The sequence below is a fragment of the Serratia sp. G204Y genome (genome assembly GCF_051172435.1).
In the GTDB taxonomy this organism is placed as follows: Bacteria; Pseudomonadota; Gammaproteobacteria; order Enterobacterales; family Enterobacteriaceae; genus Serratia; species Serratia sarumanii.
This window is the reverse complement of sequence record NZ_JBPIZA010000001.1, coordinates 1,804,718-1,829,206: the sequence shown is the minus strand read 5'-3', so window position 1 is coordinate 1,829,206 and position 24,489 is coordinate 1,804,718. Positions and strand designations below refer to the sequence as shown.

At 60.4% G+C, this 24,489-nt stretch carries 24 protein-coding genes, 2 tRNA genes and 1 other RNA gene; 18 read left to right on the top strand and 9 right to left on the bottom strand.

Features of this window, described 5'->3' with window-relative positions; translation table 11 throughout:
* Positions 1–16 precede the first annotated feature (16 nt).
* From ACSBQQ_RS08915 to ACSBQQ_RS08905, 3 genes are all read left to right on the top strand, one after another.
* On the top strand, positions 17–1,321 hold the full coding sequence (locus ACSBQQ_RS08915) for an NAD(P)/FAD-dependent oxidoreductase (RefSeq protein WP_033638057.1): 1,305 nt from the start codon (positions 17–19) through the stop codon (positions 1,319–1,321).
* Positions 1,322–1,678: 357 nt separating this feature from the next.
* Positions 1,679–2,215: a glycine zipper 2TM domain-containing protein gene (locus ACSBQQ_RS08910; RefSeq protein ID WP_004928798.1), complete on the top strand. Its 537-nt coding sequence runs from the start codon at positions 1,679–1,681 to the stop codon at positions 2,213–2,215.
* A 264-nt stretch (positions 2,216–2,479) separates the two neighbouring features.
* The gene (locus ACSBQQ_RS08905) at positions 2,480–2,959 is read left to right on the top strand and encodes an RrF2 family transcriptional regulator (RefSeq protein ID WP_025302433.1); all 480 of its coding nucleotides are present in this window, start codon (positions 2,480–2,482) and stop codon (positions 2,957–2,959) included.
* 65 nt (positions 2,960–3,024) lie between these two features.
* Here the strand turns inward: ACSBQQ_RS08905 and sdeB are convergent, their stop codons facing one another.
* Positions 3,025–6,168 (bottom strand): multidrug efflux RND transporter permease subunit SdeB, encoded by a 3,144-nt coding sequence (gene sdeB / locus ACSBQQ_RS08900; RefSeq protein WP_060387579.1) that lies wholly within the window; start codon positions 6,166–6,168, stop codon positions 3,025–3,027.
* 24 nt (positions 6,169–6,192) lie between these two features.
* On the bottom strand, positions 6,193–7,380 hold the full coding sequence (gene sdeA / locus ACSBQQ_RS08895; RefSeq protein WP_033646431.1) for a multidrug efflux RND transporter periplasmic adaptor subunit SdeA: 1,188 nt from the start codon (positions 7,378–7,380) through the stop codon (positions 6,193–6,195).
* Between the two features lie 294 nt (positions 7,381–7,674).
* Here sdeA and ACSBQQ_RS08890 point away from each other — a divergent pair, with 294 nt between their 5' ends.
* A complete protein-coding gene (locus ACSBQQ_RS08890; RefSeq protein ID WP_004928813.1) occupies positions 7,675–8,031 on the top strand; it encodes a helix-turn-helix domain-containing protein in 357 nt (118 codons plus the stop codon).
* A 220-nt stretch (positions 8,032–8,251) separates the two neighbouring features.
* On the opposite strand, the gene ACSBQQ_RS08885 is transcribed toward ACSBQQ_RS08890, so the two are convergent.
* From ACSBQQ_RS08885 to ACSBQQ_RS08875, 3 genes are all read right to left on the bottom strand, one after another.
* Positions 8,252–8,371, bottom strand: a non-coding RNA gene (locus ACSBQQ_RS08885) — RtT sRNA.
* Between the two features lie 46 nt (positions 8,372–8,417).
* Positions 8,418–8,507, bottom strand: a tRNA-Ser gene (locus tag ACSBQQ_RS08880).
* Positions 8,508–9,147: 640 nt separating this feature from the next.
* Positions 9,148–9,237, bottom strand: a tRNA-Ser gene (locus ACSBQQ_RS08875).
* 447 nt (positions 9,238–9,684) lie between these two features.
* Between ACSBQQ_RS08875 and ACSBQQ_RS08870 the strand changes: the two genes are divergently transcribed.
* The 6 genes from ACSBQQ_RS08870 (at position 9,685) to ACSBQQ_RS08845 (ending at position 16,573) form a co-directional block, all read left to right on the top strand.
* The gene (locus ACSBQQ_RS08870; RefSeq protein ID WP_039567114.1) at positions 9,685–11,151 is read left to right on the top strand and encodes a peptide MFS transporter; all 1,467 of its coding nucleotides are present in this window, start codon (positions 9,685–9,687) and stop codon (positions 11,149–11,151) included.
* Positions 11,152–11,277: 126 nt separating this feature from the next.
* Positions 11,278–12,219: a glyoxylate/hydroxypyruvate reductase GhrA gene (gene ghrA / locus ACSBQQ_RS08865; protein WP_060428495.1), complete on the top strand. Its 942-nt coding sequence runs from the start codon at positions 11,278–11,280 to the stop codon at positions 12,217–12,219.
* An 89-nt stretch (positions 12,220–12,308) separates the two neighbouring features.
* Entirely contained in the window at positions 12,309–13,046 is a 738-nt protein-coding gene (locus tag ACSBQQ_RS08860; RefSeq protein WP_033638063.1) for a phosphatase, read from the top strand.
* A gap of 42 nt (positions 13,047–13,088) precedes the next feature.
* Positions 13,089–13,667 carry a TorD/DmsD family molecular chaperone gene (locus tag ACSBQQ_RS08855; protein ID WP_060428497.1) on the top strand — a complete coding sequence of 193 codons (579 nt, stop codon included), beginning with the start codon at positions 13,089–13,091 and terminating at the stop codon, positions 13,665–13,667.
* 150 nt (positions 13,668–13,817) lie between these two features.
* On the top strand, positions 13,818–14,471 hold the full coding sequence (locus ACSBQQ_RS08850) for a tellurite resistance TerB family protein (protein ID WP_033638740.1): 654 nt from the start codon (positions 13,818–13,820) through the stop codon (positions 14,469–14,471).
* 68 nt (positions 14,472–14,539) lie between these two features.
* On the top strand, positions 14,540–16,573 hold the full coding sequence (locus ACSBQQ_RS08845) for a S9 family peptidase (protein WP_060387581.1): 2,034 nt from the start codon (positions 14,540–14,542) through the stop codon (positions 16,571–16,573).
* Positions 16,574–16,608: 35 nt separating this feature from the next.
* Here ACSBQQ_RS08845 and exoX read toward each other — a convergent pair whose 3' ends face one another.
* Positions 16,609–17,277: an exodeoxyribonuclease X gene (gene exoX, locus ACSBQQ_RS08840; RefSeq protein WP_047727773.1), complete on the bottom strand. Its 669-nt coding sequence runs from the start codon at positions 17,275–17,277 to the stop codon at positions 16,609–16,611.
* A 423-nt stretch (positions 17,278–17,700) separates the two neighbouring features.
* Here exoX and dksA point away from each other — a divergent pair, with 423 nt between their 5' ends.
* The gene (gene dksA, locus ACSBQQ_RS08835) at positions 17,701–18,126 is read left to right on the top strand and encodes an RNA polymerase-binding protein DksA (protein WP_033653830.1); all 426 of its coding nucleotides are present in this window, start codon (positions 17,701–17,703) and stop codon (positions 18,124–18,126) included.
* Positions 18,127–18,318: 192 nt separating this feature from the next.
* The gene (gene pip / locus ACSBQQ_RS08830) at positions 18,319–19,272 is read left to right on the top strand and encodes a prolyl aminopeptidase (protein WP_033646426.1); all 954 of its coding nucleotides are present in this window, start codon (positions 18,319–18,321) and stop codon (positions 19,270–19,272) included.
* Between the two features lie 31 nt (positions 19,273–19,303).
* Here the strand turns inward: pip and ACSBQQ_RS08825 are convergent, their stop codons facing one another.
* Entirely contained in the window at positions 19,304–19,534 is a 231-nt protein-coding gene (locus ACSBQQ_RS08825; RefSeq protein ID WP_033642715.1) for a DNA polymerase III subunit theta, read from the bottom strand.
* Positions 19,535–19,879: 345 nt separating this feature from the next.
* Here ACSBQQ_RS08825 and ftnA point away from each other — a divergent pair, with 345 nt between their 5' ends.
* The 5 genes from ftnA to ACSBQQ_RS08800 all read left to right on the top strand — a co-directional run bounded on the left by ftnA (position 19,880) and on the right by ACSBQQ_RS08800 (position 23,296).
* Positions 19,880–20,398: a non-heme ferritin gene (ftnA, locus tag ACSBQQ_RS08820; RefSeq protein ID WP_435012872.1), complete on the top strand. Its 519-nt coding sequence runs from the start codon at positions 19,880–19,882 to the stop codon at positions 20,396–20,398.
* 324 nt (positions 20,399–20,722) lie between these two features.
* Positions 20,723–21,106, top strand: a complete 384-nt coding sequence (gene yobA / locus ACSBQQ_RS08815; RefSeq protein WP_004940886.1) for a CopC domain-containing protein YobA — start codon at positions 20,723–20,725, stop codon at positions 21,104–21,106.
* A gap of 2 nt (positions 21,107–21,108) precedes the next feature.
* Positions 21,109–21,990: a copper homeostasis membrane protein CopD gene (copD, locus tag ACSBQQ_RS08810; RefSeq protein ID WP_060428500.1), complete on the top strand. Its 882-nt coding sequence runs from the start codon at positions 21,109–21,111 to the stop codon at positions 21,988–21,990.
* A 69-nt stretch (positions 21,991–22,059) separates the two neighbouring features.
* Positions 22,060–22,401, top strand: a complete 342-nt coding sequence (locus ACSBQQ_RS08805) for a YebY family protein (RefSeq protein ID WP_025302452.1) — start codon at positions 22,060–22,062, stop codon at positions 22,399–22,401.
* A gap of 487 nt (positions 22,402–22,888) precedes the next feature.
* On the top strand, positions 22,889–23,296 hold the full coding sequence (locus ACSBQQ_RS08800; protein WP_228657641.1) for a hypothetical protein: 408 nt from the start codon (positions 22,889–22,891) through the stop codon (positions 23,294–23,296).
* Here ACSBQQ_RS08800 and ACSBQQ_RS08795 read toward each other — a convergent pair.
* Together ACSBQQ_RS08795 and ACSBQQ_RS08790 are read right to left on the bottom strand one after the other, a co-directional pair.
* Positions 23,293–23,511, bottom strand: coding sequence for a hypothetical protein (locus ACSBQQ_RS08795; RefSeq protein ID WP_033638114.1), 219 nt, complete (start codon positions 23,509–23,511; stop codon positions 23,293–23,295). The genes ACSBQQ_RS08800 and ACSBQQ_RS08795 overlap by 4 nt on opposite strands.
* Positions 23,512–23,584: 73 nt before the next feature.
* Complete coding sequence (locus ACSBQQ_RS08790; protein WP_154619228.1) at positions 23,585–23,734, bottom strand: hypothetical protein; 150 nt, start codon at positions 23,732–23,734, stop codon at positions 23,585–23,587.
* Between the two features lie 291 nt (positions 23,735–24,025).
* Here ACSBQQ_RS08790 and ACSBQQ_RS08785 point away from each other — a divergent pair, with 291 nt between their 5' ends.
* Positions 24,026–24,376 (top strand): DUF4377 domain-containing protein, encoded by a 351-nt coding sequence (locus ACSBQQ_RS08785; RefSeq protein WP_060428502.1) that lies wholly within the window; start codon positions 24,026–24,028, stop codon positions 24,374–24,376.
* Positions 24,377–24,489: the final 113 nt, after the last annotated feature.

Below are 24,489 nucleotides of genomic sequence, written 5' to 3'. Positions count from 1 at the left end.
CATTTAGGGGGTTATTTTGACAACGCCAAAGAAGAAAATCGTTATTGTTGGCGGCGGCGCCGGTGGCTTGGAGCTGGCGACCAGCCTGGGCCATAAACTTGGCCGCAAGAACAAAGCGGAGATCACGCTGGTGGATCGCAACCACAGCCATTTGTGGAAACCGCTGTTGCACGAAGTGGCGACCGGTTCCCTCGATGACGGCGTGGATGCGCTCAGCTACCTGGCGCACGCGCGCAACCACCATTTCAGCTTCCAACTGGGGGCGTTGACCAACATCAACCGCGAAACGCAAACGCTTCAACTGGCGCAGATCTGCGACGAGCAGGGCGGCGAGCTGGTGCCAGCGCGCGAATTGCCGTACGACATCCTGGTGATGGCGCTGGGCAGCACCTCGAACGATTTCGGTACGCCGGGCGTGAAAGAGCACTGCATCTTCCTGGATAACCCGCATCAGGCGCGTCGTTTCCACAACGAAATGCTCAACCTGTTCCTGAAGTTCTCGGCGCAGCCGGGACAAAAAGAGCGGGTCAACATCGCCATCGTCGGCGGCGGCGCCACCGGCGTCGAGCTGTCCGCCGAGCTGCACAACGCGGTGAAGCAACTGCACAGCTACGGTTTCGAAGGCCTGGACAACAGCGCGCTCAACGTGACGCTGGTGGAGGCCGGCGAGCGCATTCTGCCGGCGCTGCCGCCGCGCATTTCCGCTGCGGCGCACCAGGAGCTGATCAAACTGGGCGTGCGCGTGCTGACCAACACCATGGTGACCAGCGCCGATGCCAAAGGCCTGAACACCAAGGGCGGCGAGTTCATCGACGCCGATCTGATGGTGTGGGCGGCCGGCATCAAGGCGCCGGACTTCATGAAGGATATCGGCGGCCTGGAAACCAACCGCATCAACCAGCTGGTGGTGGAGCCGACGCTGCAGACCACGCGCGATCCGAACATCTTCGCCATCGGCGACTGCGCCTCCTGCCCGAAAGAGGGCGGCGGTTTCGTGCCGCCGCGCGCCCAGTCGGCGCACCAGATGGCCTCGCGCTGCGCCACCAATATCCTGGCGCTGATGAACGGCCAGACGCTGAAGCCATACGTGTATAAAGACCACGGCTCGCTGGTGTCGCTGTCGCGCTTCAGCACCGTCGGCAGCCTGATGGGCAACCTGATGCGCGGCTCGATGATGGTGGAAGGGCGCATCGCGCGCTTCGTCTACATCTCGCTGTACCGCATGCACCAGGTGGCGTTGCACGGTTACATCAAAACCGGCCTGATGATGCTGGTGGGCGGCATCAACCGGGTGATCCGCCCACGTCTGAAAATGCACTGATACCGCCTTTGTCGACCAACCCGCGCCGGTTCGCCCGCGCGGGTTTTTTTATGGCGGCGCGAGGCGATCGGCGGCGGTTGCTTGATTCTTCTGCATAAGCTGTCGTCGGTATGGGTAAAATTCTTAAGATTCCTCCTAAACAGCGGAAAAGCGGCTGTTTTCCCGCATTTTTGGTCCCCTTGTCTTATTGCGGGGCTTCAGATCATTGTGCAGACTTTACCTCGTTTACAGACGGCGCGTCGCGCACGCCGTAAACCGGGATACCGCAAGCCGCCCACGCGCAAAGTAATAAGCGCGGTGCCATGCCGGTAACAGACCCCGGAAAAAATGCGTGGTAACACTTTCAGGAGGTTTCCTGTGAACAAGTCAATGTTAGCCGGTGTTGGGATTGGTATCGCTGCCGCTCTGGGGATTGCCGCGGTAGCCAGCCTGGACGTCTTTTCTGCCGGTCCGCAATATGCGCAGGTGCTCGCCGCAACGCCGATTAAAGAAACCATCAAAACGCCGCGTCAGGAATGCCGCAACGTCACCGTTACGCACCGTGCGCCGGTGCAGGATGAAAACCGCATCGCCGGTTCTGTGCTGGGAGCAGTGGCGGGCGGCGTGATCGGCCACCAGTTCGGCGGCGGCCGCGGGCGCGACGTGGCGACCGTGGTCGGCGCGCTGGGCGGCGGCTATGCCGGTAACCAGGTGCAAGGGGCGATGCAGAATAATGACGTCACCACCAGCGTGCAGCAGCGTTGCAAAACGGTCTATGACAAGTCTCAGAAAATGCTGGGCTATGACGTGACCTACAAGATCGGCAATCAGCAGGGCAAGATCCGCATGGATCACGATCCGGGCACGCAAATCCCGTTGGATAAAAACGGCCAGCTGGTGCTGAACAGAGCCTGATCGCCACATTCGAATTAAGCCCGCGGGCAGTGTTAGTTCTGATCGTTTAACCCGGTTAAGCGAGCGGCGTTAACATTGACGCGGGTTTCTGTTTTCTGCCCGCCCAACAATTTGCGATCGTTCTAATGTCTGCGTGCGATATCACTGGGCAAAACTTCAAAAAAGCCCCCGCGTTTGTTATATTATTGTGCAATTAAGCGGTGTTATCGGCGCCAATCGCCACACCGGCCAAACCCGAGTATTTCGTCTCGCAGAGATAACGACATGTTAGATTTTCGCTTTCCGACAGCGTTGCAAATGGTCCTTAGCGTCGCCGTAGCTGAGAAGCAGGGCATGCGTTCGACGAGCGCCACCCTTGCCGCCGCTCTGGAAGCCAACCCCAGCTTTATCCGCAAACTGATGGTCCCGCTGACCAAAGACGGCATCATCGTTTCCACCCTGGGCCGCAACGGCTCTATCCACCTTGGCCGCCCGGCGGAAGAGATCACCTTGCGGGACATCTATCTGGCGGTGATCGACGACAAGCGCATCTGGGCTTCCCGTCCTGAAGTGCCGGCCCGTTGCCTGGTGAGCGCCAACGCCTGCTGGTATTTCAAATCGGTGGTGAACGAAGCCGAACAGGCTTCGCTTGCGGTGCTGGCGCGCCATACCGTGGCCGATTCGCTGGCCGAACTGGAGCGGGGCGACAAGCGTGCCTGCGCGGAGTACGCCGCCGCGCAAGAGGCTGAAACCGCCGACAAATAATCGCGGTTCGCATGCATAAAAAAAGGTCGGGCAATGCCCGACCTTTTTGCATTTTAACGCCGCGTTCAGACGGTCTGCGGCTGCGCTTTGCGCGCCACCAGGCGCCGCAGCGTGACGTAGAACACCGGCGTCAGGAACAGCCCGAACAGGGTGACCCCCAACATGCCGGAGAACACCGTGATGCCGGTGACGCCGCGCACCTCGGCGCCGGCGCCGTGGCCGAGGATCAGCGGAATGGTGCCGGCGATGAAGGCGATGGAGGTCATCACGATCGGCCGCAACCGCAGGCGACAGGCCTCCAGCGCCGCCTCGACGATGCCTTTGCCCTGCATTTCCAGCTCGCGGGCGAACTCGACGATCAGAATGGCGTTCTTGCAGGCCAGCCCCATCAGGACGACCAACCCGACCTGCACGAACACGTTGTTGTCGCCGCCGGTCAGCCACACGCCGAACAGCGCCGACAGCATGGTCATCGGCACGATCAGGATCACCGCCAGCGGCAGCGTCCAGCTTTCGTACAGCGCCGCCAGCGCGAGGAACGCCAGCAGCACCGCCACCGGGAACACCACCAGCGCGGCGTTGCCCTGGGTCGATTGTTGGTAGCTCAGATCGGTCCACTGAATGTTCATGCCGTTCGGCAGCAGCTTGCCGGCCATCTGCGTCAGCGCGCCCATCGCCTGGGTAGAGGAAAGCACGCGCGGATCGGCGTCGCCGATCAGATCCGCCGCCGGGAAGCCGTTATAGCGGATCACCGGATCCGGGCCGTAGGTGGTGCCGATGTTGACCATGCTGCCGATCGGCACCATTTCACCCTTGTTGTTGCGGGTGCGCAGGTTGGCGATGTCCTCCACGCTGTCGCGGAACTGGCCGTCGGCCTGCGCCATCACCTTCCAGGTGCGGCCATAGCGGTTGAAGTCGTTGATGTAAGACGAACCGAGGTAGGTCTGCAGCGTGCTGAACAGCGCATTGAGCGGAACCCCCTGCGCCTTGGCCTTGTCGCGATCGATTTTGGCGTCCAGCTGCGGCACGTTGGCCTGATATGAGGAGATCGGGAACCCCATGCCCGGCGTTTGCATAATGGCGCCGGACATGGTGTTGATCGCCGTCTGCAGCGCGCCATAACCCAGCCCGGCGCGATCCTGCACGTACAGCGAATAGCCGGAGCCCTGGCCGATGCCGAGTATCGGCGGCGGCATGATTGAGAAGGCGAAGCCTTCCTGGATCTGTGAAATGCGCGCGTTGATCTCGGCGTTGATCTGCGCCGCGGTGCGGGTACGGGTGCTCAACGACTCCAGCGCGAAGAACACCGTGCCGGTATTCGGCGTATTGGTGAACTGCAGCGCGTTCAGGCCGGGGAAGGCCACCGCATCGGTGACGCCGTCCACGCTCAGGCCGATGGCGCTCATCTTGCGGATTACCGCATCGGTGCGTTCCAGCGAGGCGCCTTCCGGCATTTTCACGCCGCCGATCAGGTACAGCTTGTCCTGCGTCGGGATAAAGCCGCCGGGCACGGTCTTGAACATCACCCCGGCGGCGGCCAGCAGTAGCAGGTAGACGACAAACACCGAGCCGCGCCGGCCCAGCACGCGGGAGACGCCGCGCTGGTAGCGTTGCGAACTGCTGGCGAAGAAGCGGTTGAACGGCCGGAACAGCCAGCCGAACAGCCGGTCGATCAGGCGCGACGGCAGGTCTTTCGGCGCGCCGTGCGGTTTGAGCAAGCGCGCCGCCAGCGCTGGCGACAGAGTCAGCGAGTTGATGGCGGAGATCACCGTCGATATGGCGATGGTGACGGCGAACTGCTTATAGAACTGCCCGGTAACGCCGGAGAGGAACGCCATCGGCACGAACACCGCACACAGCACCACGGCGATGGCGATGATCGGGCCGGAGACCTCGCGCATCGCCTGGTGCGCCGCCGCCAGCGGCGACAGCCCCTCTTCGATATTACGCTCGACGTTTTCCACCACCACGATGGCGTCATCCACCACGATGCCGATCGCCAGCACCAGCCCGAACAGGCTGAGGGTATTGAGCGAGAAGCCCAGCAGATACAGCGCGGCGAAGGTGCCGACCACGGAGATCGGGACCGCCAGCAGCGGAATGATCGAGGCGCGCCAGGTCTGCAGGAACAGTATGACTACCAGCACCACCAGGATCACCGCTTCCAGCAGCGTATCCACCACCGCGCGGATCGAATCGCGCACGAACACCGTCGGATCGTAAGGCGATTTCCAGCTCATGCCGTCCGGGAAGCGGGTCGCCAGCTCGGCCATCTTGCCGCGCACCGCGTCCGACAGCTCGATGGCGTTGGCGCCCGGCGACTGGAAGATACCGATACCGACCGCATCCTTGTTATTGAGCTGGGCGCGCAGCGCGTAGCTGCCGGAGCCCATTTCGATGCGCGCTACGTCGCGCAGCCGCACGATCTCGCCGTTTTCGCCGCTCTTGAGGATGATGTTGCCGAACTCTTCTTCGGTTTGCAGGCGGCCCTGGGCATTGATCGACAGCAGATAGTCGCTGCGCGTCGGCATCGGCTCCGCGCCGAGCTGGCCGGCGGAGACCTGCACGTTTTGCTCCTGCATGGCGCTCACTACGTCGGAGGCGGTCAGGCCACGCGCGGCGACCTTGTTCGGATCGAGCCAGATGCGCATCGCATACTCACCGGCGCCGAAGATCTGCACCTGGCCGACGCCCGGCAGGCGAGCCAGCTCATCCTTGACTTTCAGGGTGGCGTAGTTGCGCAGGTACAGCGAATCGTACTTGCCGGAAGGCGAGACCAGATGCACCACCAGCGTCAGCGCCGGGGACTGTTTCTGGGTGGTGATGCCCTGGCGGCGCACGTCTTCCGGCAGGCGCGCTTCGGCCTGCGCCACGCGGTTTTGCACCTGCACCTGGGCCTGATCGGGATCGGTGCCGGGGCGGAAGGTGACGGTGGTCACCAGCACGCCGTCGGAACCGGCGACCGATTTCATGTACATCATGTTTTCGACGCCGTTGATCGCTTCTTCCAGCGGCGTGGCCACCGTTTCAGCGATCTCTTTCGGGTTGGCGCCCGGGTATTCTGCGCGCACCTGCACGCTGGGCGGCACCACGTCCGGGTACTCGCTGATCGGCAGCAGCGGGATGGCTATCACCCCGGCGACAAAAATCAGTATCGACAGCACCGCGGCAAAGATCGGCCGGTCGATGAAAAAGCGGGAAAAGTCCATGGGTCAGAAGTCTCTGCTGGGAGCTTAGTTAAGTGCGGAGGCGATAGGGTTCATGGCGACGGTTTTCGCGTCGACCGGCATGCCCGGCATAAACACTTTCTGCATGCCGTCGACGATCACCCGATCGCCGTTTGCCAACCCTTTCTGCACGATGCGCAATCCTTCGGCCATACGGCCCACGTCGATGTCGCGGCGCTGCGCCTTGCCGTCTTTATCGACGATGTAAACGAACTTGCGGTTCTGGTCGGTCATCACCGCTTTATCGTCGATCAGCATGGCGTTGAACTCGGCGCTGCCGGGCATCTGTACCCGGGCGAACAGCCCCGGCGTGAAGCGGCGCTCGCGGTTGTCGAGCAGGGCGCGCATGCGGATGGTGCCGGTCCCGGCGTTCAGCTGGTTATCGGTGAAATCCACCAGCCCCTGATGCGGGGTGCCGTCTTCGCCTACCAGGCCGACCTTCACCGGCAGGCGCGCGTCGTGGCGGCCCTGCTGCTGATAGCGCAGGAAGGTGGCTTCATCCACATCGAAATAGACGTAGACCTTGTCGAGCGACACCAGCGTCGTCAGCACGCTGGCGCTGTCGCCGGCGGTGACCAGGTTGCCGGCGGTGATCATCGCGCGGCTGGCGCGCCCGTCAATCGGCGCGGTAACGCGGGTAAAGTCGAGGTTCAGCTGCGCCATATCGAGCTGGGCCTGCGCCGCCAGCACGTTGCTTTGCGCCTGCGCGGCGGATGACCGGCGCTGTTCCCAGACTTCCTGAGAGATGGCCTGAGTGCCGATCAGTTTCTCGGTGCGCGAGGATTCGCTGCGCGCCAGGGCGGCCTGGTTGCGAGCCCGCACCAGCTCGGCCTGCGCCTGTTCGCGCGCGGCACGGTAGGTACGATCGTCGATGGTGAACAGCACCTGGCCTTTTTTCACCTCGTCGCCTTCGGTGTAGTTGACCCGTTCGATGTAGCCGGAGACCCGTGGGCGCAGCTGCACGCTCTGCACCGCTTCGACCCGGCCGTTGAAGGCATCCCACTGGCTGATCGGTTTGACCACCACGCTGGCGGCGCTGACCACCGGCGGCGGTGGCGGGGCGTTGTGCGCGACGCTGTTGTCGCACCCGGCGAGCAGGGCGGCCAGCAGCGCCACCCCGGAGAGCCGCTGGCCCAGAGCGACGGCGCGTGTGCGGCCGCCGGCGTTGAACGATGAGTTTGGTTGATTTGCCATTATTTTTATTCCGATGAGTAAGTGCGGTCAGGCCCCATACCCGGCCCTGTTCTCCGGGATTCGCCCCGCGCCGGCGTGCGGTGAGGGGGCGGCTGCGCCATGCAGCGGCGCAACGTTAGGTTTTGAAACACATTGGTGTCACATTAATGTATCAATATCGGTTACATTAATTGGGTGGAGTATAGTGGCGGCTTTCTGGTAAATGCAATAATAAAAATTGCATTTAAAGCGAAACTGTTGCAACGTATGTGCATCGGGCAGAGGGGAACCCTGCCAAATGATGGGAGCATCAGCATGAACACTACGGGCTTTATTACCGATTTGAAGGCGTGGATCGACAACAATCTGGAAGAGAAACTGGATATCAACACCGTGGCGGATCGCGCGGGCTATTCCAAATGGCACCTGCAGCGCATGTTCAAACGCCAGACCGGCTACGCGCTGGGGGAGTATATCCGCATGCAAAAACTGAAAGTCTCGGCGGAGCGCCTGGCCAACAGCGGCGAGCCTATCGTCAGCGTGGCGATTTCGCTCGGCTTCGACTCACAGCAGTCGTTCAACCGCAGCTTCAAGCGCCAGTTTGGCCAAACGCCGGGCGACTGGCGCCGCGCGTTGGCGCAGCCGGCGTCTATGGGGCGCACGCACCACTGAGCGGTTGGGCAGTGGGGATAAAAAAGCCTGAATTTGCGTTCGGGCTTTTTTGTCTATGTGGAAGGAGGGATAGATTCGCTGCGCTCACCCTGCGGGCCGCCGTTGGCGGTCCAAAACGCAGGCGTTTTGTCGAACCCTGTCGAGGATTCTCACCCTCCCGGCCGGTACGCTATGCAAACAAAAAAGCCTGAACTTTCGCTCAGGCTTTCTCGTTAGAATATGGCGGTGAGGGAGGGATTGATTCGCTGCGCTCACCCTGCGGGCCGCCGTTGGCGGTCCAAAACGCAGGCGTTTTGTCGAACCCTGTCGAGGGTTCTCACCCTCCCGGTTGGTGCGCCATGCATACAAAAAAGCCTGAACGTGAGTTCAGGCTTCTTCGTAGAATATGGCGGTGAGGGAGGGATTCGAACCCTCGATACACTTTCGCGTATACACACTTTCCAGGCGTGCTCCTTCAGCCACTCGGACACCTCACCATATTTTTTTTGTTGCGAAATCATCGCTGCAACGGGGCGCTACTATAGGGAGTGGGGCCGATCCGGTCAAGAATAATTTCTGTGTTTTTGTTCGTCCGCTCAAGCCGTGCGCACTTTGCTGAAAACTGCGGCGAACGGCAGGGCAGATGTCATGAATAGGCGAGAAAATCAGCGGTAAGGTTCGTGGATAACCGGCGGAAATGAGAATCGCGGTCACAGAGCGGGGGGAGATGCGCTGCGCGCACCCCTCTCGGCGGTGCATCATGCGAAAAAAAAGCCTGGACGCGAATCCAGGCTTTCTCTTTGAATTTGGCGGTGAGAGAGGGGTTGATTCGCTGCGCTCACCCTGCGGGCCGCCGTTGGCGGTCCAAAACGCAGACGTTTTGTCGAACCCTGTCGAGGCTTCTCGCCCCTCTCGGCGGTGCATCATGCAAAAAAAAAGCCTGGACGCGAATCCAGGCTTTCTCTTTAAATTTGGCGGTGAGAGAGGGCTTGATTCGCTGCGCTCACCCTGCGGGCCGCCGTTGGCGGTCCAAAACGCAGGCGTTTTGTCGAACCCTGTCGAGGCTTCTCGCCCCTCTCGGCGGTGCACCATGCAAAAAAAAAGCCTGGACGCGAATCCAGGCTTTCTCTTTAAATTTGGCGGTGAGAGAGGGGTTCGAACCCTCGATACACTTTCGCGTATACACACTTTCCAGGCGTGCTCCTTCAGCCACTCAGACACCTCACCGTTTTGTTGTCGAAAACGCTTTGCGCTGTCGACGGGCGCTAATGTAGGAGAATCTGATCTCAGCGTCAACCCTCTTATTTCATTCTCATGACTGTTTAGCCAAACTTGCAGCAATTTGCTGATTTACCGAACGATATTCCCACTCGCGGCCGCCAGCGGGCAGGGCAGGCAGCGGTAAGAATCCATGAAAGACGATCGATTGAACTTTTTCTGTACAGATAGCTCAATATATCGCCATTGAGGTTGGGTTGTTTGCTGTTATATGCATTAATACTGGATTATTAGTCAGATGTGTCGCTAAATGGAATCATGTCGGCGCGGCGTTTTTGGCAAGGAACATCACGTCGCCGCGCAGATTGCCGGGTGACAGGCCGGCGATATCGCAGACAGGGACAGACTCATTACATAATAATGCAGTAGAGGTTCGTTGTGACTCCTTCAGATGCCATACCGGCGCCGCAAGCGCGCCATGCCATTCCCCCCGGTGCGGGGGCGCTGTTCTTCATCCAAATCTTCGCCACGCTAGGCTTCGCCGTGCTCTACTCCACGCTGGTGCTGTACGCCACCAAGCGATTGGGTTTCAACGAAAGCAGCGCCAACGCCATGATGGGCGTGTTCGGCGCCTTCAACTATGGCCTGCACATGTTCGGCGGTTACCTCGGCGGCCGATTCCTCAGCAACCGCAATCTGTTCGTGCTCGGCATGGTGCTGCAGGTGATCGGCTGTGCGCTGATCGCCGTCGCGGGCGTGTGGGGGCTGTACTGGGGGCTGGCGATGTTCCTGACCGGCAGCGGCCTCAACGTTACCTGCATCAATATGATGCTCACCCAGCGTTTCAAGCCGGACGATGATCGGCGCGAATCGGCGTTCCTGTGGAACTACGCCGGCATGAACCTCGGGTTCTTCGTCGGCTTTACCGTCGCCGGTTATTTCCAACTGACGGAAAACTATCGCGCGCTGTTCCTGTTCGCCACGCTGGGCAACGCCGCGGCGATCGTCGTCGCCGTCTGCCGCTGGCGCATTCTGGCGGATCTCAATACGCCGCTGCGCGACGCCAGCCGCAGCCAATACCGTTGGCGCATGCTGGTCGGGCTGGCGGTACTGGTGGCGCTGGTGCCGATCATCCGCGTGATGCTGACCCACGCCGAGTTCAGCGGCCACTTCGTGATCGTGCTCGGCGCGCTGATCTTCCTGATGCTGTGCGTGGTGACGCTGCGCCACCATCCGCGCGATGAGCGCCGCAGAATGGCGGCCTATCTGATCCTGGCGCTGGGCTCGCTGGTGTTCTGGGCGCTGTACCAGCTGGCGCCGATGGGGCTGATGCTGTTCTCCGAGCACAACATCAACCTGAACGTTTACGGCATTCAGGTGGCGCCGCAGTGGATCCAGAACATCAACACGCTGGTGATCGTGGTGGGCGGCCCGCTGCTGGCCTGGTGGTTCAACCGCTTGCGCGCTCGCGGTTGCAACATTGACATTCCGCTGCAGTTCTCCGGATCGCTGTTCTGTATCGGGCTCGGCATGCTGGTGCTGCCGCTGGGCATCAGCATGGCGGGCGGCGACGGGCTGGTGGCATTCAAATGGATCGTTATCAGCTATGTGCTGCAAAGCGTCGGTGAATTGATGATCTCGCCGATCGGCTACGCCATGATCGGCAAGCTGGCGCCGCCGCGCTATCAGGGCGTGATGATGGGCTGCTGGATGATGGTGACCGGCGTCGCCTCGGTGCTGGCGGGCTACGTCTCCGGCCTGATGCCGGAAAACAGCGGCAGCACGCCGCTGCAAACCAACCCCGGCTACAGCGAAATCTTCAGCGCGCTGGGCTGGGGGGCGACGGGCGTTGGCGTGGCGATGCTGATTTTAATTCCGCTGCTGCGGCGCCTTATCCGGCGCGACGGCCCGTCCGCCGCCTGATTCGCTAACATGCACAACAGCCCCACTGGTCGGGGCTGTTTTTATTTTGGGCTTTAACGCTTGCATCCGGCGGCGAATCGCGGAAGGCTGGAGGAAAACCAATAAAAACAAACAGGAGCCCGCAGTATGAACATCATTTATTACCACCCCTTGTTTAACGCCCAGGAATGGCTGGCCGGCATCAAGCAACGCCTGCCGCAGGCCGAGATCCGCGAGTGGCAGCGCGGCGACGAGCGGCCAGCCGATTACGCGCTGGTGTGGCGCCCGCCGCACGAAATGCTGGCCAACCGCCGCGATCTGAAAGCGGTGTTCGCCCTCGGCGCCGGCGTTGACGCGATCCTCGATCAGGAGCGAAAGCACCCCGGCACGCTGCCCGCCGGCGTACCGCTGCTGCGGCTGGAGGATACCGGCATGGCGCAGCAGATGCAGGAATATGCGCTGAGCTATGTGCTGCGCTATTTCCGTCGTTTCGACGAGTATCAGGCGCTGCAGCAGCGGCAGGAGTGGCAGCCGCTCGATCCGCACTCGCTGGATGATTTCACCATCGGCATCCTCGGCGCCGGCGTGCTGGGGCAGAGCGTGGCGCGCAAGCTGACCGAGTTTGGCTTCAGCGTGCGCTGCTGGAGCCGCAGCGCCAAGCAGATCGATGGCGTGCAAAGCTTCGCCGGAGAGGCGCAGCGCGCTGCCTTCCTCGACGGCGTCAAATTGCTGATCAACCTGCTGCCCAATACGCCGGAGACCGTCGGCATTCTCAACCGCGAGCTGTTCGCGCAGCTGAATTCGGGTGCCTATCTCATCAACATCGCGCGCGGCGCGCACCTGGTGGAAGCCGATCTGCTGGCGGCGCTGGAGCAGGGGCAGCTGGCCGCCGCCACGCTGGACGTGTTCGCCCGCGAGCCGCTGCCGCAGGATCACCCGTTCTGGCGTCATCCGCGTGTCACCATTACCCCGCATATTGCTGCCATCACGTTGCCGCAGCAGGCGATGGATCAGATCGCCGCCAACATCCGCGCGCTGGAGGCTGGGCATGCCCCGGCCGGCGTGGTCGACAGGCAACGGGGGTACTGATCCTTCTGCCGCCGTTAGGTAGCTGATAAGCTGTTATCGTCATCGCGCCTGCCCGTGCCTTTGCGGGCGGCCCTCTGGAAGGAGAAACAATGTACCCCGTTGATTTGCATATGCACACCGTCGCCAGCACCCACGCTTACAGCACGCTGCACGATTACATCGCCGAAGCCCAGCAGAAGGGCATCAAGCTGTTCGCCATCACCGATCACGGCCCGGACATGGCCGATGCGCCGCACTACTGGCACTTTATGAACATGCACGTGTGGCCGCGCCTGGTGAACGGCGTGGGTATCTTGCGCGGCATCGAAGCCAACATCAAAAACCTGCAGGGCGACATCGACTGCACCGGCCCGATGTTGACCGCCACCGACGTCATCATCGCCGGTTTCCATGAGCCGGTGTTTGCGCCGCAGGATAAAGCGTCCAATACTGAAGCGATGATCGCCGCGATGGCGCAGGGGGACGTGCATATCATCAGCCACCCCGGCAACCCGCGTTACCCGATCGACATTCCCGCCGTCGCGGCGGCGGCGGCCAAATACGAGGTGGCGCTGGAGCTGAATAACTCGTCGTTCACCCACTCCCGCAAGGGCAGCGAGGCCAACTGCCGGGCGATCGCCGCCGCGGTGCGCGATGCCGGCGGTTGGCTGGCGCTGGGCTCGGATTCACACGTCGCCTTTTCGCTGGGTAACTTTGAGCACTGCGAGCGCATTATCGAAGAGGTGGGCTTCCCGCAGGCGCGTATTCTCAACGTCAGCCCGCGCCGGTTGCTGGACTTTCTCGAGCGGCGCGGCAAGCCGGCGATTGCGGAATTGGCCGATTTGTGACATCGTCCCGGCAAAATTTTCCGTATTGTATAAGGCATTATCATGAATGAGTTTTCCATTGTCTGCCGCGTGCTGGGTACGCTGTTCTACCGCCAGCCGCAGGATCCGCTGCTGGTGCCGTTGTTCGCGCTGATCAAAGAGGGCAAGCTGCAGCAGCACTGGCCGCTGGAGCAGGATGATCTGTTGAAGCGCCTGCAGCAGGGCTGCGACGTCAACCAGCTGGCGACCGACTTCAACGCGATGTTCGTCGGCAGCGAGTGCAGCGTGTCGCCGTTCCGCTCCGACTACGTCGAAGGCGCCAGCGAAGCGGACGTGCGCACCTTCCTGCAGCAGCGTGGCATGCCGCTGGCGGAGGCGCCGGCCGATCATTTCGGCCAGCTGCTGCTGGCGGCGTCCTGGCTGGAAGATCAGTCGCAGGAAGATGAAGTGCAGGCGCAGATCGCCCTGTTCGACGAGTTCCTGCTGCCGTGGTGCGGCCGCTTCCTCGGCAAAGTGGAAGCCCACGCCACCACCGGTTTTTACCGCACGCTGGCGCTGATGACCCGCGACGCCATCCAGGCGATGCGCGACGAGCTGGCGGAGTACGAGCAGGACGACGAAGCGGGCGACGAAGAAGCGTAACGCCGCAGCTTACCCAGGCGGGCCGCCCGGCCCGCTAAACACAGGTTTGCATCCCCCAGACGTAAATTGACAAAAGATCCCTTAATCTGGCGGTTTACCGTCGGCTCGGCCGCGCCTGCGCGCCGCGCTTTTTCACGCAAGGGGCAGATGATGAAAAGTAACTGGATGCAGCAGATTCAAACGTTGATCGGGCAGAAGGCCGGCGCGATGGGCGGGGCGGAAGGCATCGGCAAGCTGCTGGCGCCGACGGCGCTGGGCGGCCTGGTCGGCGTGCTGTTGGCCAACAAGTCCTCGCGCAAGCTGGTGGGCAAGTTCGGCAAGAATGCGCTGATCATCGGCGGCAGCGCGGCGGTGGGCGCAGTGCTGTGGAACAAGTATAAGCAGCGGGTGAAAGAGACCCATCAGGACGAACCGCAGTTCGGCCTGCAAACCACGCCGGTGGATCTGCGCGCCAAACGCCTGGTGCAGGCGCTGGTGTTCGCGGCCAAGAGCGACGGCCATATCGATGCCGACGAGCAGCGCGCCATCGATCACAGCCTGGCGCAGCTGCAGGTGGGGGAAGAGGCGCAGGGCTGGGTGCAGGAAGCGATCGAGCAGCCGCTCAACCCGGAATTGATCGCCCGCAGCGTGCAAAACGAAGACGAGGCGCTGGAGGTTTACTATCTGAGCTGCCTGGTGATCGACGTCGATCACTTTATGGAGCGCGGCTACCTCGACGCGCTGGCGCAGGCGCTGAAGATCCCGGCGGACGTCAAGCAGGGCATCGAGAGCGACGTCAACGAGAAAAAGCGCGAGCTGGCGTAGCGCCGCTTGGCAAGCCGGGGGGAATCGTGTCACTCTTGCCGCAATCTATGTAAGCGGATGATTTAGCAATGATGACCCCACCGAAAGCGGAAAAACGCCCTTATCCCATCACCATCCACGGCGACACGCGCGTGGATGACTATTACTGGCTGCGCGACGACGAGCGCGCAGACCGCCAGGTGCTGGACTACCTGCAGGCGGAGAACGCCTACACCGATGCGATGCTGAAACCGCAGCAGGCGCTGCGCGAAACCCTGTATGAAGAGATGGTGGCGCGCATTCCGCAGCAGGAACATTCGGTGCCTTACGTGCGCCACGGCTATCGCTATCAGACGCGCTATGAGCCGGGCAATGAATACGCGATTTCCGTGCGCCAACCGCAGGCCGAGAGCGAGCGCTGGGAGGTGCTTATCGACGGCAACCAGCGCGCCGAGAATCACGAGTTTTACACCCTGGGCGGGCTGGACGTCAGCCCCGACAACCAGCGTCTGGGGGTGGCGGAGGATTTCCTGTCGCGCCGCCAGTATGACATTCGCTTCAAGAACCTTGCCGACGGCAGTTGGGCGGACGAAGTGCTGGAGAACACCTCCGGCAGCTTCGAGTGGGCCAACGACTCCTCGACGGTGTACTACGTGCGCAAGCACGCCAAGACGCTGTTGCCGTATCAGGTTTATCGCCACGTGGTGGGCAGCGATCCGCAGCAGGACGAGCTGATTTACGAAGAGCTGGACGATACCTTCTACGTCGGGCTGGAGAAGACCACCTCTGAGCGCTTTATCCTGATCCACCTGAGCAGCACCACCACCTCGGAGATCCTGCTGCTGGACGCCGACCGTGCGGACGCCAAGCCGCAGCTGTTCGTGCCGCGCCGCAAGGATCACGAATACGCCATCGATCACTATCACCAGCATTTCTACATCCGCTCCAACAAGGACGGCAAGAACTTCGGCCTGTACCAAAGCGAACAGGCGGACGAAGCGCAGTGGCAGACGCTGATCGCCCCGCGCGCCGACGTGATGCTGGAGGGCTTTAGCCTGTTCCGCGACTGGCTGGTGGTGGAGGAGCGCAGCGCCGGCCTGACGCTGCTGCGCCAGATCCACTGGCAGACTGGCGAAGAGAAGCGCATCGCCTTCGACGATCCGACTTACACCACCTGGCTGGCGTACAACCCGGATCCGGAAACCGCGCTGCTGCGCTACGGCTATTCGTCGATGACCACCCCGACCACGCTGTACGAGCTGAATATGGACAGCGGCGAGCGGACGATGCTCAAACAGCAGGAAGTGAAGAACTTCACGCCGGAAAACTACCGCAGCGAGCGAGTGTGGGTGAAGGCGCGCGACGGCGTCGAGGTGCCGGTATCGCTGGTGTATCGCCAGGACAGCTTCCAGCGCGGCGCCAACCCGTTGATGGTGTACGGCTACGGCTCCTACGGCAGCAGCATGGATCCGGCGTTCAGCGCCAGCCGCCTGAGCCTGCTCGATCGCGGTTTCGTGTTCGTGCTGGCGCACATTCGCGGCGGCGGCGAACTGGGGCAGCTGTGGTATGAAGACGGCAAGCTGTTCAACAAGCAGAACACCTTCAACGATTTTATCGACGTGACCGAAACGCTGATCGCCCAGGGTTACGGCGACGGCAAGCGGGTGTTCGCCATGGGCGGCAGCGCCGGCGGCCTGCTGATGGGCGCGGTGATTAACCAGGCGCCGCAGTTGTTCCACGGCGTGGTGGCACAGGTGCCGTTCGTCGACGTGGTGACCACCATGCTGGACGAGTCGATCCCGCTGACCACCGGCGAATACGACGAGTGGGGCAACCCGAACGAGCAGGCCTATTACGACTACATCAAGCAGTACAGCCCGTACGATCAGGTGAAGGCGCAGGAATACCCGCATCTGCTGGTGACCACCGGCCTGCACGATTCGCAGGTGCAGTATTGGGAGCCGGCCAAGTGGGTGGCCAAGCTGCGTGAGCTGAAAACCGACGATCGGCAGCTGCTGCTGTATACCGACATGGATGCCGGCCACGGCGGCAAGTCCGGGCGCTTCAAGGCCTATGAGGATATTGCGCTGGAGTACGCCTTCATTCTGGCGCAGGCGGAGTAACGGCATTCGGCGGGCGGCCTGCGCCGCCCGCCGTGTTAGCCAATCAGATAGTATTTCAGCGTGTGTTTCATGTCCGGGCTCAGATCGTCGATGGATTTCAGCATCCAGCGCAGATAGCCGGGATCTTCCTGGGCGATGCGATCGATCTCCTGTCCGCGATACTTGCCGAATTTGAACTTCTTCAGCAGCACCGGTTGTTCGGTGATCTGCACCATTTGCTCCGGCGTCCAGCCCGAATCCTTGATGATGCGTTGCAGCAGCGCGGCGGTGACGTAGCAGTCGTACAGCGCGCGGTGCGGGTACAGCGTGGCGTCTGCCGGCAGCTGCACGTCCAGGTTCAGCGCGTAGCGCAAATACTGGTTGCCGTACTTGATGTCCGGATACAGCGTGCGCGCCAGCTTGAGCGTGCAGATCCAGGCGCCGTTCATCTCCGGCAGCACGCCGCGATCGAAAGCGGCGTTGTGCGCCACATAGTAGGGGCAGCCCTGATAGCGGCCGATCGCCACCGCAATGCGCGGTTTGCCTTCCACCATCTGTTCGGTGATGTGATGAATCGCCATCGCGTCGAGGCTGATGGGGCGATCCGGGCTGACCAGATCGCTCATCGGGTTGGTCAATTGGCCGTCGAGCAGATCGAGGGAGGCCACTTCCACCACGCCGCCGTCCAGCCCACAGGTCTCGGTATCTATTACGCGTAACGTCATGTTTTCCTCTGCGTTGCCGTCAGGCCTCAGCTTAACCGGCGCAGGCGGCCGTGCCAACCGCCCCAGGTTGTAGGCAATAAAAAACCCGCCTTGGCGGGTTTAATGACGGATGGAAGGGCGCTTACTCACCAGACGGATGCGCTTTTTTGGCGCGTTTCTCCGCACGTTTCTCAGCTGGGGTTTTCAACGGCTTCTTCTTCGCATTCTTTTTGCTATCCATTCCCTTACTCATGATGGCCTCTCGTTACCTATGATTGGGTGGCTTGCTCAGCCATTAACCGCCTAAAGCCGGCAGGATGCAAGCGACAAAGTGCGAATTGTGTTTAACCGGCTGTTTGTGCGTGAAATTTTGTTTTTGGATGACCGGGTGCTAAAAATAAATATTATGTTATAATGTTACACTTTTGGTGTTGGGAGAGCGCAATGACAGTCATGACGTTACCGGATGCGCAGCAACTGCTGGCCATGCCGGATTCTGATTATATGAACTCGGTTCAAAGGGCGTTTTTCCGCCAGCTGCTGCAAGATGAGCGGCAAAAGCTGCTGCTGCACATCGATGAGCTGAAAAAAGAGATCGACGGCGGCGAAGCGACGGGCGATGAAGCCGACAAGGCGGCGCGCGAAGAGGATCTGCGCCTGCTGTTCCGCCAGTTGGATCGCGAAAGCCGCCTGCTGCCGAAAATCGATGCGGCGCTGGCAAGGTTGCAGAACGGCGAGTACGGCTACTGCCGGGAAACCGGCGAACCTATCGGGCTGGCGCGCCTGCTGCTGCGCCCGACGGCGGAACTGAGCATCGAGGCGAAAACCGCGCAGGAGATGCGCGAGCCGCATATGCGCAAAGGTGGCTAACTGAGTTCCCGGGGGGCGAATGTGCCCCTCAACCGATCGCGCCTGTGGGCATTTTGCAGGCAGGTCGTTGCGATTTTGAGCAAACGCGCGCCGAGTTCTCGGCGCGCGTTCTAGTTTTCGGGTTTTACCGTTGACCTGCCGGGCGGCTTCCGCTTTGATGAAAGCATGACTCACAGAGAGACGGAAAGCGCCATGGAACAATTACGAGGTTTGTACCCGCCGTTAGCGGCATACGACAGCGGTTGGCTGGACACTGGGGATGGCCACCGGATCTACTGGGAGCTGAGCGGCAACCCGAACGGTAAGCCGGCGGTCTTCATTCACGGCGGGCCGGGCGGCGGCATTTCTCCGCATCATCGCCAGTTGTTCGATCCCGAACGCTACAAGGTGCTGCTGTTCGATCAGCGCGGCTGTGGCCGCTCCCGTCCGCACGCCAGCCTGGACAACAACACCACCTGGCATTTGGTGGCCGATATCGAGCGGCTGCGCGAAATGGCCGGCGTCGATCAATGGCTGGTGTTTGGCGGTTCCTGGGGATCGACGCTGGCGCTCGCCTATGCGCAGACCCACCCGGAGCGCGTCAGTGAAATGGTGCTGCGCGGCATTTTCACCCTGCGCAAGCAGGAGCTGCATTGGTATTACCAGGACGGCGCGTCACGCTTCTTCCCGGACAAATGGGAGCGCGTGCTGTCCATTCTGTCGGATGAAGAGCGTAAAGATGTGATCGCCGCCTACCGGCAGCGGCTGACCTCGGCCGATCCGCAGGTGCAACTTGAAGCGGCCAAGCTGTGGAGCGTGTGGGAAGGGGAGACGGTCACGCTGTTGCCGAGCCGCGAATCCGCTTCGTTCGGCGAGGATGATTTCGCGTTGGCGTTCGCCCGCATTGAAAACCACTATTTCACCCATCTGGGCTTCCTGGAGAGCGATGACCAATTGCTGCGCAACGTGCCGCTGATCCGCCATATCCCGGCGGTGATCGTCCACGGCCGCTATGATATGGCCTGCCAGGTGCAGAACGCCTGGGATCTGGCCAAGGCCTGGCCGGAAGCGGAATTGCATATCGTGGAAGGGGCGGGGCATTCGTATGACGAGCCGGGCATCTTGCACCAGCTGATGATCGCCACCGACCGGTTCGCCGGCAAGTGACACAAAAAACCCGCCGTTACGGCGGGTTTTGTTATTTGGCCTTCGGCTCGTACGGTAGGCGCGAAAACTTGTGGGATTCCGCGCGGTAGTGCGCCACACGCTCGCGAAAATAGTCGCGCAGCGGTTCCGGCTGCTCGCGCTCCACCACTTCCGGGATCACCGGCATGTTGTAGCGCTCTTTGTACGCCACGCCTGAGGCGGCGAGATCCACGTTCACCCTGTCCATCTCTTCTTTGGACAGCTCGGCCAGATTGTAACCCACGCTATGCTCCTTACTTACTTTGCCGCATTGAACCTGCGCAGAAGGTAATCCACCCGGCGACGCTTGGCAAGCCCGTAGCGCCGCCGCGGCGGGCGATATTTTCCAAAGAGTAATGCAATCTATTTATTCTTTTAAATAAGAATGATTCGCTTTTTGATTAAAATAAAAGATGGGAATAATTATCATAATAATTAGCGTGAATTTCTATATGATTTTATGTGTTTGATTTTAAGTAAATAAATAATTAATATTGATCGGGTGTAAATAAGGTGTTTTTATTTTTACGGCAGCAGGGCATAATGCGCGGAAATTAAATTCATGACCTGCAAAATAAAAGGAATCATTATGCTGACGCAAGAAATGACTCAAAAGCTGAATGAGCAACTGAATCTGGAGTTCTACTCCGCCAACCTGTACCTGCAAATGAGCGCATGGTGCAGCGATAAAGGCTTTGAAGGCGCCGCCGCATTTCTTAAAGAGCACTCTCAGGAAGAGATGCAGCATATGCAACGCCTGTTCGACTACCTGAGCGACACCGGCACTTTGCCGCTGCTGGGCAGCATCGCCGCGCCGCCGGTGGCGTTCGAATCGCTGGCGGACGTGTTCCAGCAGACCTACGAACACGAACAGCTGATCACCCGTCAGATCAACGAACTGGCGCACGCCGCCATGACCGCACACGATTATTCCACCTTCAACTTCCTGCAGTGGTACGTGGCGGAGCAGCACGAAGAAGAGAAACTGTTCAAATCCGTGCTGGATAAGCTGGCGCTGGTGGGCACCAGCGGCAAAGGCCTGTTCTTCATCGACAAAGATCTGAAGAAAATGGGCGCGATGGGCCAGGGCGGCAACGGCCAGGCTTAATTCGCACCAGAATATCGAAAAACCGCGCGCGGGCGAGCCTGACGCGCGGTTTTTTTTACCCTGCGTTTATCGCGGTTATGCGGCGATACGTGCTGCCGGATCGCAAAATGCCAGTGATGCGCTCGACTTGCCGCAGCGCGGTCGTTATGATTTACCGCGATACGCTACAGGGATGGTAGAGTCAAAACAGCGGGTTAGCCGATACAACCCGTTTTTCTGTTTACCCGTGGCGCAATCATTTGCGGTGGGTTGGGGCCGCTGATACATCGCCTTGGCTGTGGCCTTAACCCTTATGACCCTCTTTTACTGTTAAGGGATACCACTGTGATCGGTAAAATTCGTTCCTCTTGTCGCCTGCTTTCCACCGTTTTCGTCCTGTTCGTCGGCCTGTCTTCGCAGCAAGCGCTGGCGCACGCCCACCTGAAAGTGGAAACGCCGAAGGCCGACGCCAGCGTCAGCCCGGCGCCGAAGGCGCTGACCCTCAGCTTCTCCGAAGGCATCGAACCGAACTTCAGCGGCGTGAAAATCACCGGCCCGGACAACGCCGTGGTGAAAACCGGCAAGCTGCAGCTCGATCCGAACAACAACACCCAGGTCAATGTGCCGATCGAAGGCGAGCTGAGCGCGGGCAAATACAACGTCAGCTGGCATGTGGTGTCGGTCGACGGGCATAAAACCAAAGGCCAGTACAGCTTCACCGTAAACTGATCGTGAATCTGGCGACCCTGTTCGTTCTGTGTCGCTTGGTGCACTTTGCGGCGGTGATGCTGATGTTCGGCATCAGTCTGTTCACCGCCTTACTGTCACCGCAGCGCCTCTCCCCGATCCTCTCCCGCGATGTGCGCCCGCTGCTGCTTGCTGGCACCTGGATTGCCGGGCTTTCCGCCGTGGCGCTGCTGGCCATTCAGGCCGGGCAAATGGGCGACGGTTGGGAAGACGCCTGGCGGCTGGAGGTCTGGTGGGCGGTGCTCGGCACCACCTTCGGCGAAGTGTGGCGCTGGCATCTGGGCCTGTCGCTGCTGGCGATCCTGAGCCTGCTGCTGCCGGAACGGCCACGCGCGCAGGCGTTGGCGCTGTGCTCGGTACTGCTGCTGGTGAGCCTGGCGTTTATCGGCCACGCGGCGATGCACGAAGGCGCGCTGGGCGCGCTGCACCGCGCCAACCATGCGGTACACCTGCTGGCCGCCGGCTACTGGTTCGGCTGCCTGGCGCCGCTGCTGGTTTGCCTGCGCTACCTGCAGCCGCCGCAGTGGCGCAGCGACGCCATCACCACGCTGATCCGTTTCTCGCGCTGGGGGCACCTGGCGGTGGCGGCGGTGATCGTCACCGGCATCGTCAACAGCCTGATCATTCTCGGCGGTTGGCCGCTCAACCTCAGCTCGCCTTATCAGCGCCTGCTGCTGATCAAAACCGCGCTGGTGGCGCTGATGGTGATGGTGGCGCTGGCCAATCGCTACGCCATAGTGCCGGCGATGAGCCGCGTGCCAGCGCTGGCGCAGCGCGGCGTGGTGCTGGCCTGCTGGCTCGAAGTCGGGCTGGGGATGGCGGTGCTGCTGCTGGTCAGTTTATTTGCAACCTATGCGCCGGTATGACATTTCAGCTTGCCGCAGGCCGGCAAGCTGCGGGAAAATCGACGCGAATAGCAACCTTAAGGCCAACACATGAAATCGGTATTACTCGGCATTACGCTGCTGGCAACCGCGACCGGCGCGCTGGCGGCAGACAAACTGGTGAACATCACCAAACTGGAGTACGGCAAACAGTGGGCGTTCACCAAGGAAGAAGTGACGCTGCAGTGCCGCAGCGGCGGCGCGCTGTTCGTGCTCAACAACAGCACTCTGATGCAATACCCGCTCAACGACGCAGCGGAGCAGCAGGTGAAGAAGGGCCATCAGCGTGCGCAGCCGCTGGAGGTGCTCCTGCTGGACGACCCTGCCGAACCGGGGAAAAAAATGAGCCTGGCGCCGTTTATCGAACGCGCCGAGAAGCTGTGCGCTGACTAACCGCTTGTTTGCCAACGCCTTGCCCAGCGCGTGCGGATTGATGCGCATTTGCCGCATAGTTATTTCGTCACGAAACTATCACGCAGCCGCCGGGCGGCTGGCAAAACTGGCGCGGTAGGCTACTCTTAAAGTGCACGGCTGAACAAGCCCTGCATTAAATGCCAACTTTTAGCGCACGGCTCTCTCCCAAGAGCCATTTCCCTAGACCGAATATAGGAATCGTATTCGGTCTTTTTTTGTGTGATTGATTTATAAGGAAATTCTATTTAAGGCACCACCAACAATCCCCGCTCCTCTTTTCGAGTCATAGCCACCAACCCGATCTCCATCCTTATTCCCCATCCGCACATATCGCTAATTTCGCCGCACCAAAAGTCATTACGTCATTTATGGCGCTGATAAGCTCCGGTCATTGCTCCCATCACCGGTTAAATGAGAGTGGCATTATGGGGAATATCAAGGCATTGGGCGTTATAAAAGGAAACCTGTGTTGAACGATCGGCTAAGCCAGTTGAAGAGGGCGCTGCCCGGTTATCTCAATGCGTGGCGTGAGGGGGCTTTACCCTCTGACTGGGGGCAGGTGGCTAATCCTGAAGTGGTTGCCGCCCTGTTGGCGGAGTGGGAGGCGCTAAGCGAATTGGCGTCGCTGTTAGAAACCGCGACTGAAACCCCAACCGATCCCGCCGCGTTTTGGCAGGCGCGCGCCGAGCTGATGGCACAGCGCAATCGTGAACTCCGTGCCCACCTGGCGACGCCAATCCGTTTGCCCGGCGCACGGGTAGCCTTCTTTGGCTATGTGAAAACGGCGGTGATGGACGCCAGGCAGGTGAAGGCGGCAATTCGCGATGCCGGTTTTACCATTGCGGGCGACAGCCAAAATGAGAACACGGCTTAACGCGGTTTCTTCTCAAATTTCTCGGCAAAAAAGAACCGCAGCAATTTATGGGTCCACAGCAGCATTGCGCCGACCACCACCAGCGAGACGACGAAATGCGACAGGTTTTTCGGCGCGGCGTAGCCGTGAGTAAAAGAAACCCCGGCGCCGCTGAGCAGCAGGGTGGCGATCCAAAAGCCGAGTAGCAGGCACAAGGTACGGAACAGTTTAAACATTGTTATCACCGAAATGCTGAAAGCGCCGACTGAACGGAAAGACTCAGCCGGTGCTTTGATTAATTAAAACCGCTTAGCGAGAGCAGGTATTGCCGCCTTTATTGCTGTTGCTGTTGTTCTTGTTGCCACCGTTGTTGTTGACGCGGCCGTTGCTGCCGCGGTTGTCGGAAAAGTTACCTGAGCCGGCGATCAGGTGGAAGTATTTGGCCTCGATCTCTTGCATAACATTCCCTCTTTATCGATACGGTTAAATAGCGTAAAGCTTGCGCAAGCCAACTGTTTTTAACAGAAAAAACAGCGGGGATAATTACCGGTTCGGATAAGAACAGGGAATTTATTTAAGGGTATTTTCCAGGCTTATGAGAGTGATGGTGAATGATATTCTCGACGAGAGGGTAACGCGAGCCACCCGGGCCTTTGCAACGAATGGCCTATCTGCGGCGCGTAGCAAGGTTCAATTCACCCGGCCAATTTGTTAGGATCGCCCGACCTACATGACTATTGGTGCAGTACATTGAAAATTAAAGCGTTGTTATTTGTTGCGTTGGCCGCACTGGCCGGCTGCAGCCAGGAGGGAACCTCGATGAATCAGCCCGCAAACGAGAAAGGCGGCCAAACGGAAGTGTTGCTGGTGAACAGTGCGCTGGTGGACTGCGTGGGCGTCGCCCCGATGAAGTGCATGCAGGTGCGCCGCTCCGCGCAGCAGCCGTGGGAGTTGTTCTATACCGGCATCGAAGGTTTCACCTTCGAACCGGGCTATCAGTATCGGCTGAAAGTGCGCGTTACTCCGGTAGAGAACGTGCCGGCCGATGCCTCATCGCTGCGTTACACGCTGATTGAGCAGTTGAAAAAGAACAAGGCGTGACCCTCGACAGGCCGGGTAATCGCAATCCGGCCTGCCATGATTATCCCTTTACCATCATGACATGCCTCGGCGGTGGGCTTGCCGACTGGTCTGTTCACTGCGCTTGTTTTCGC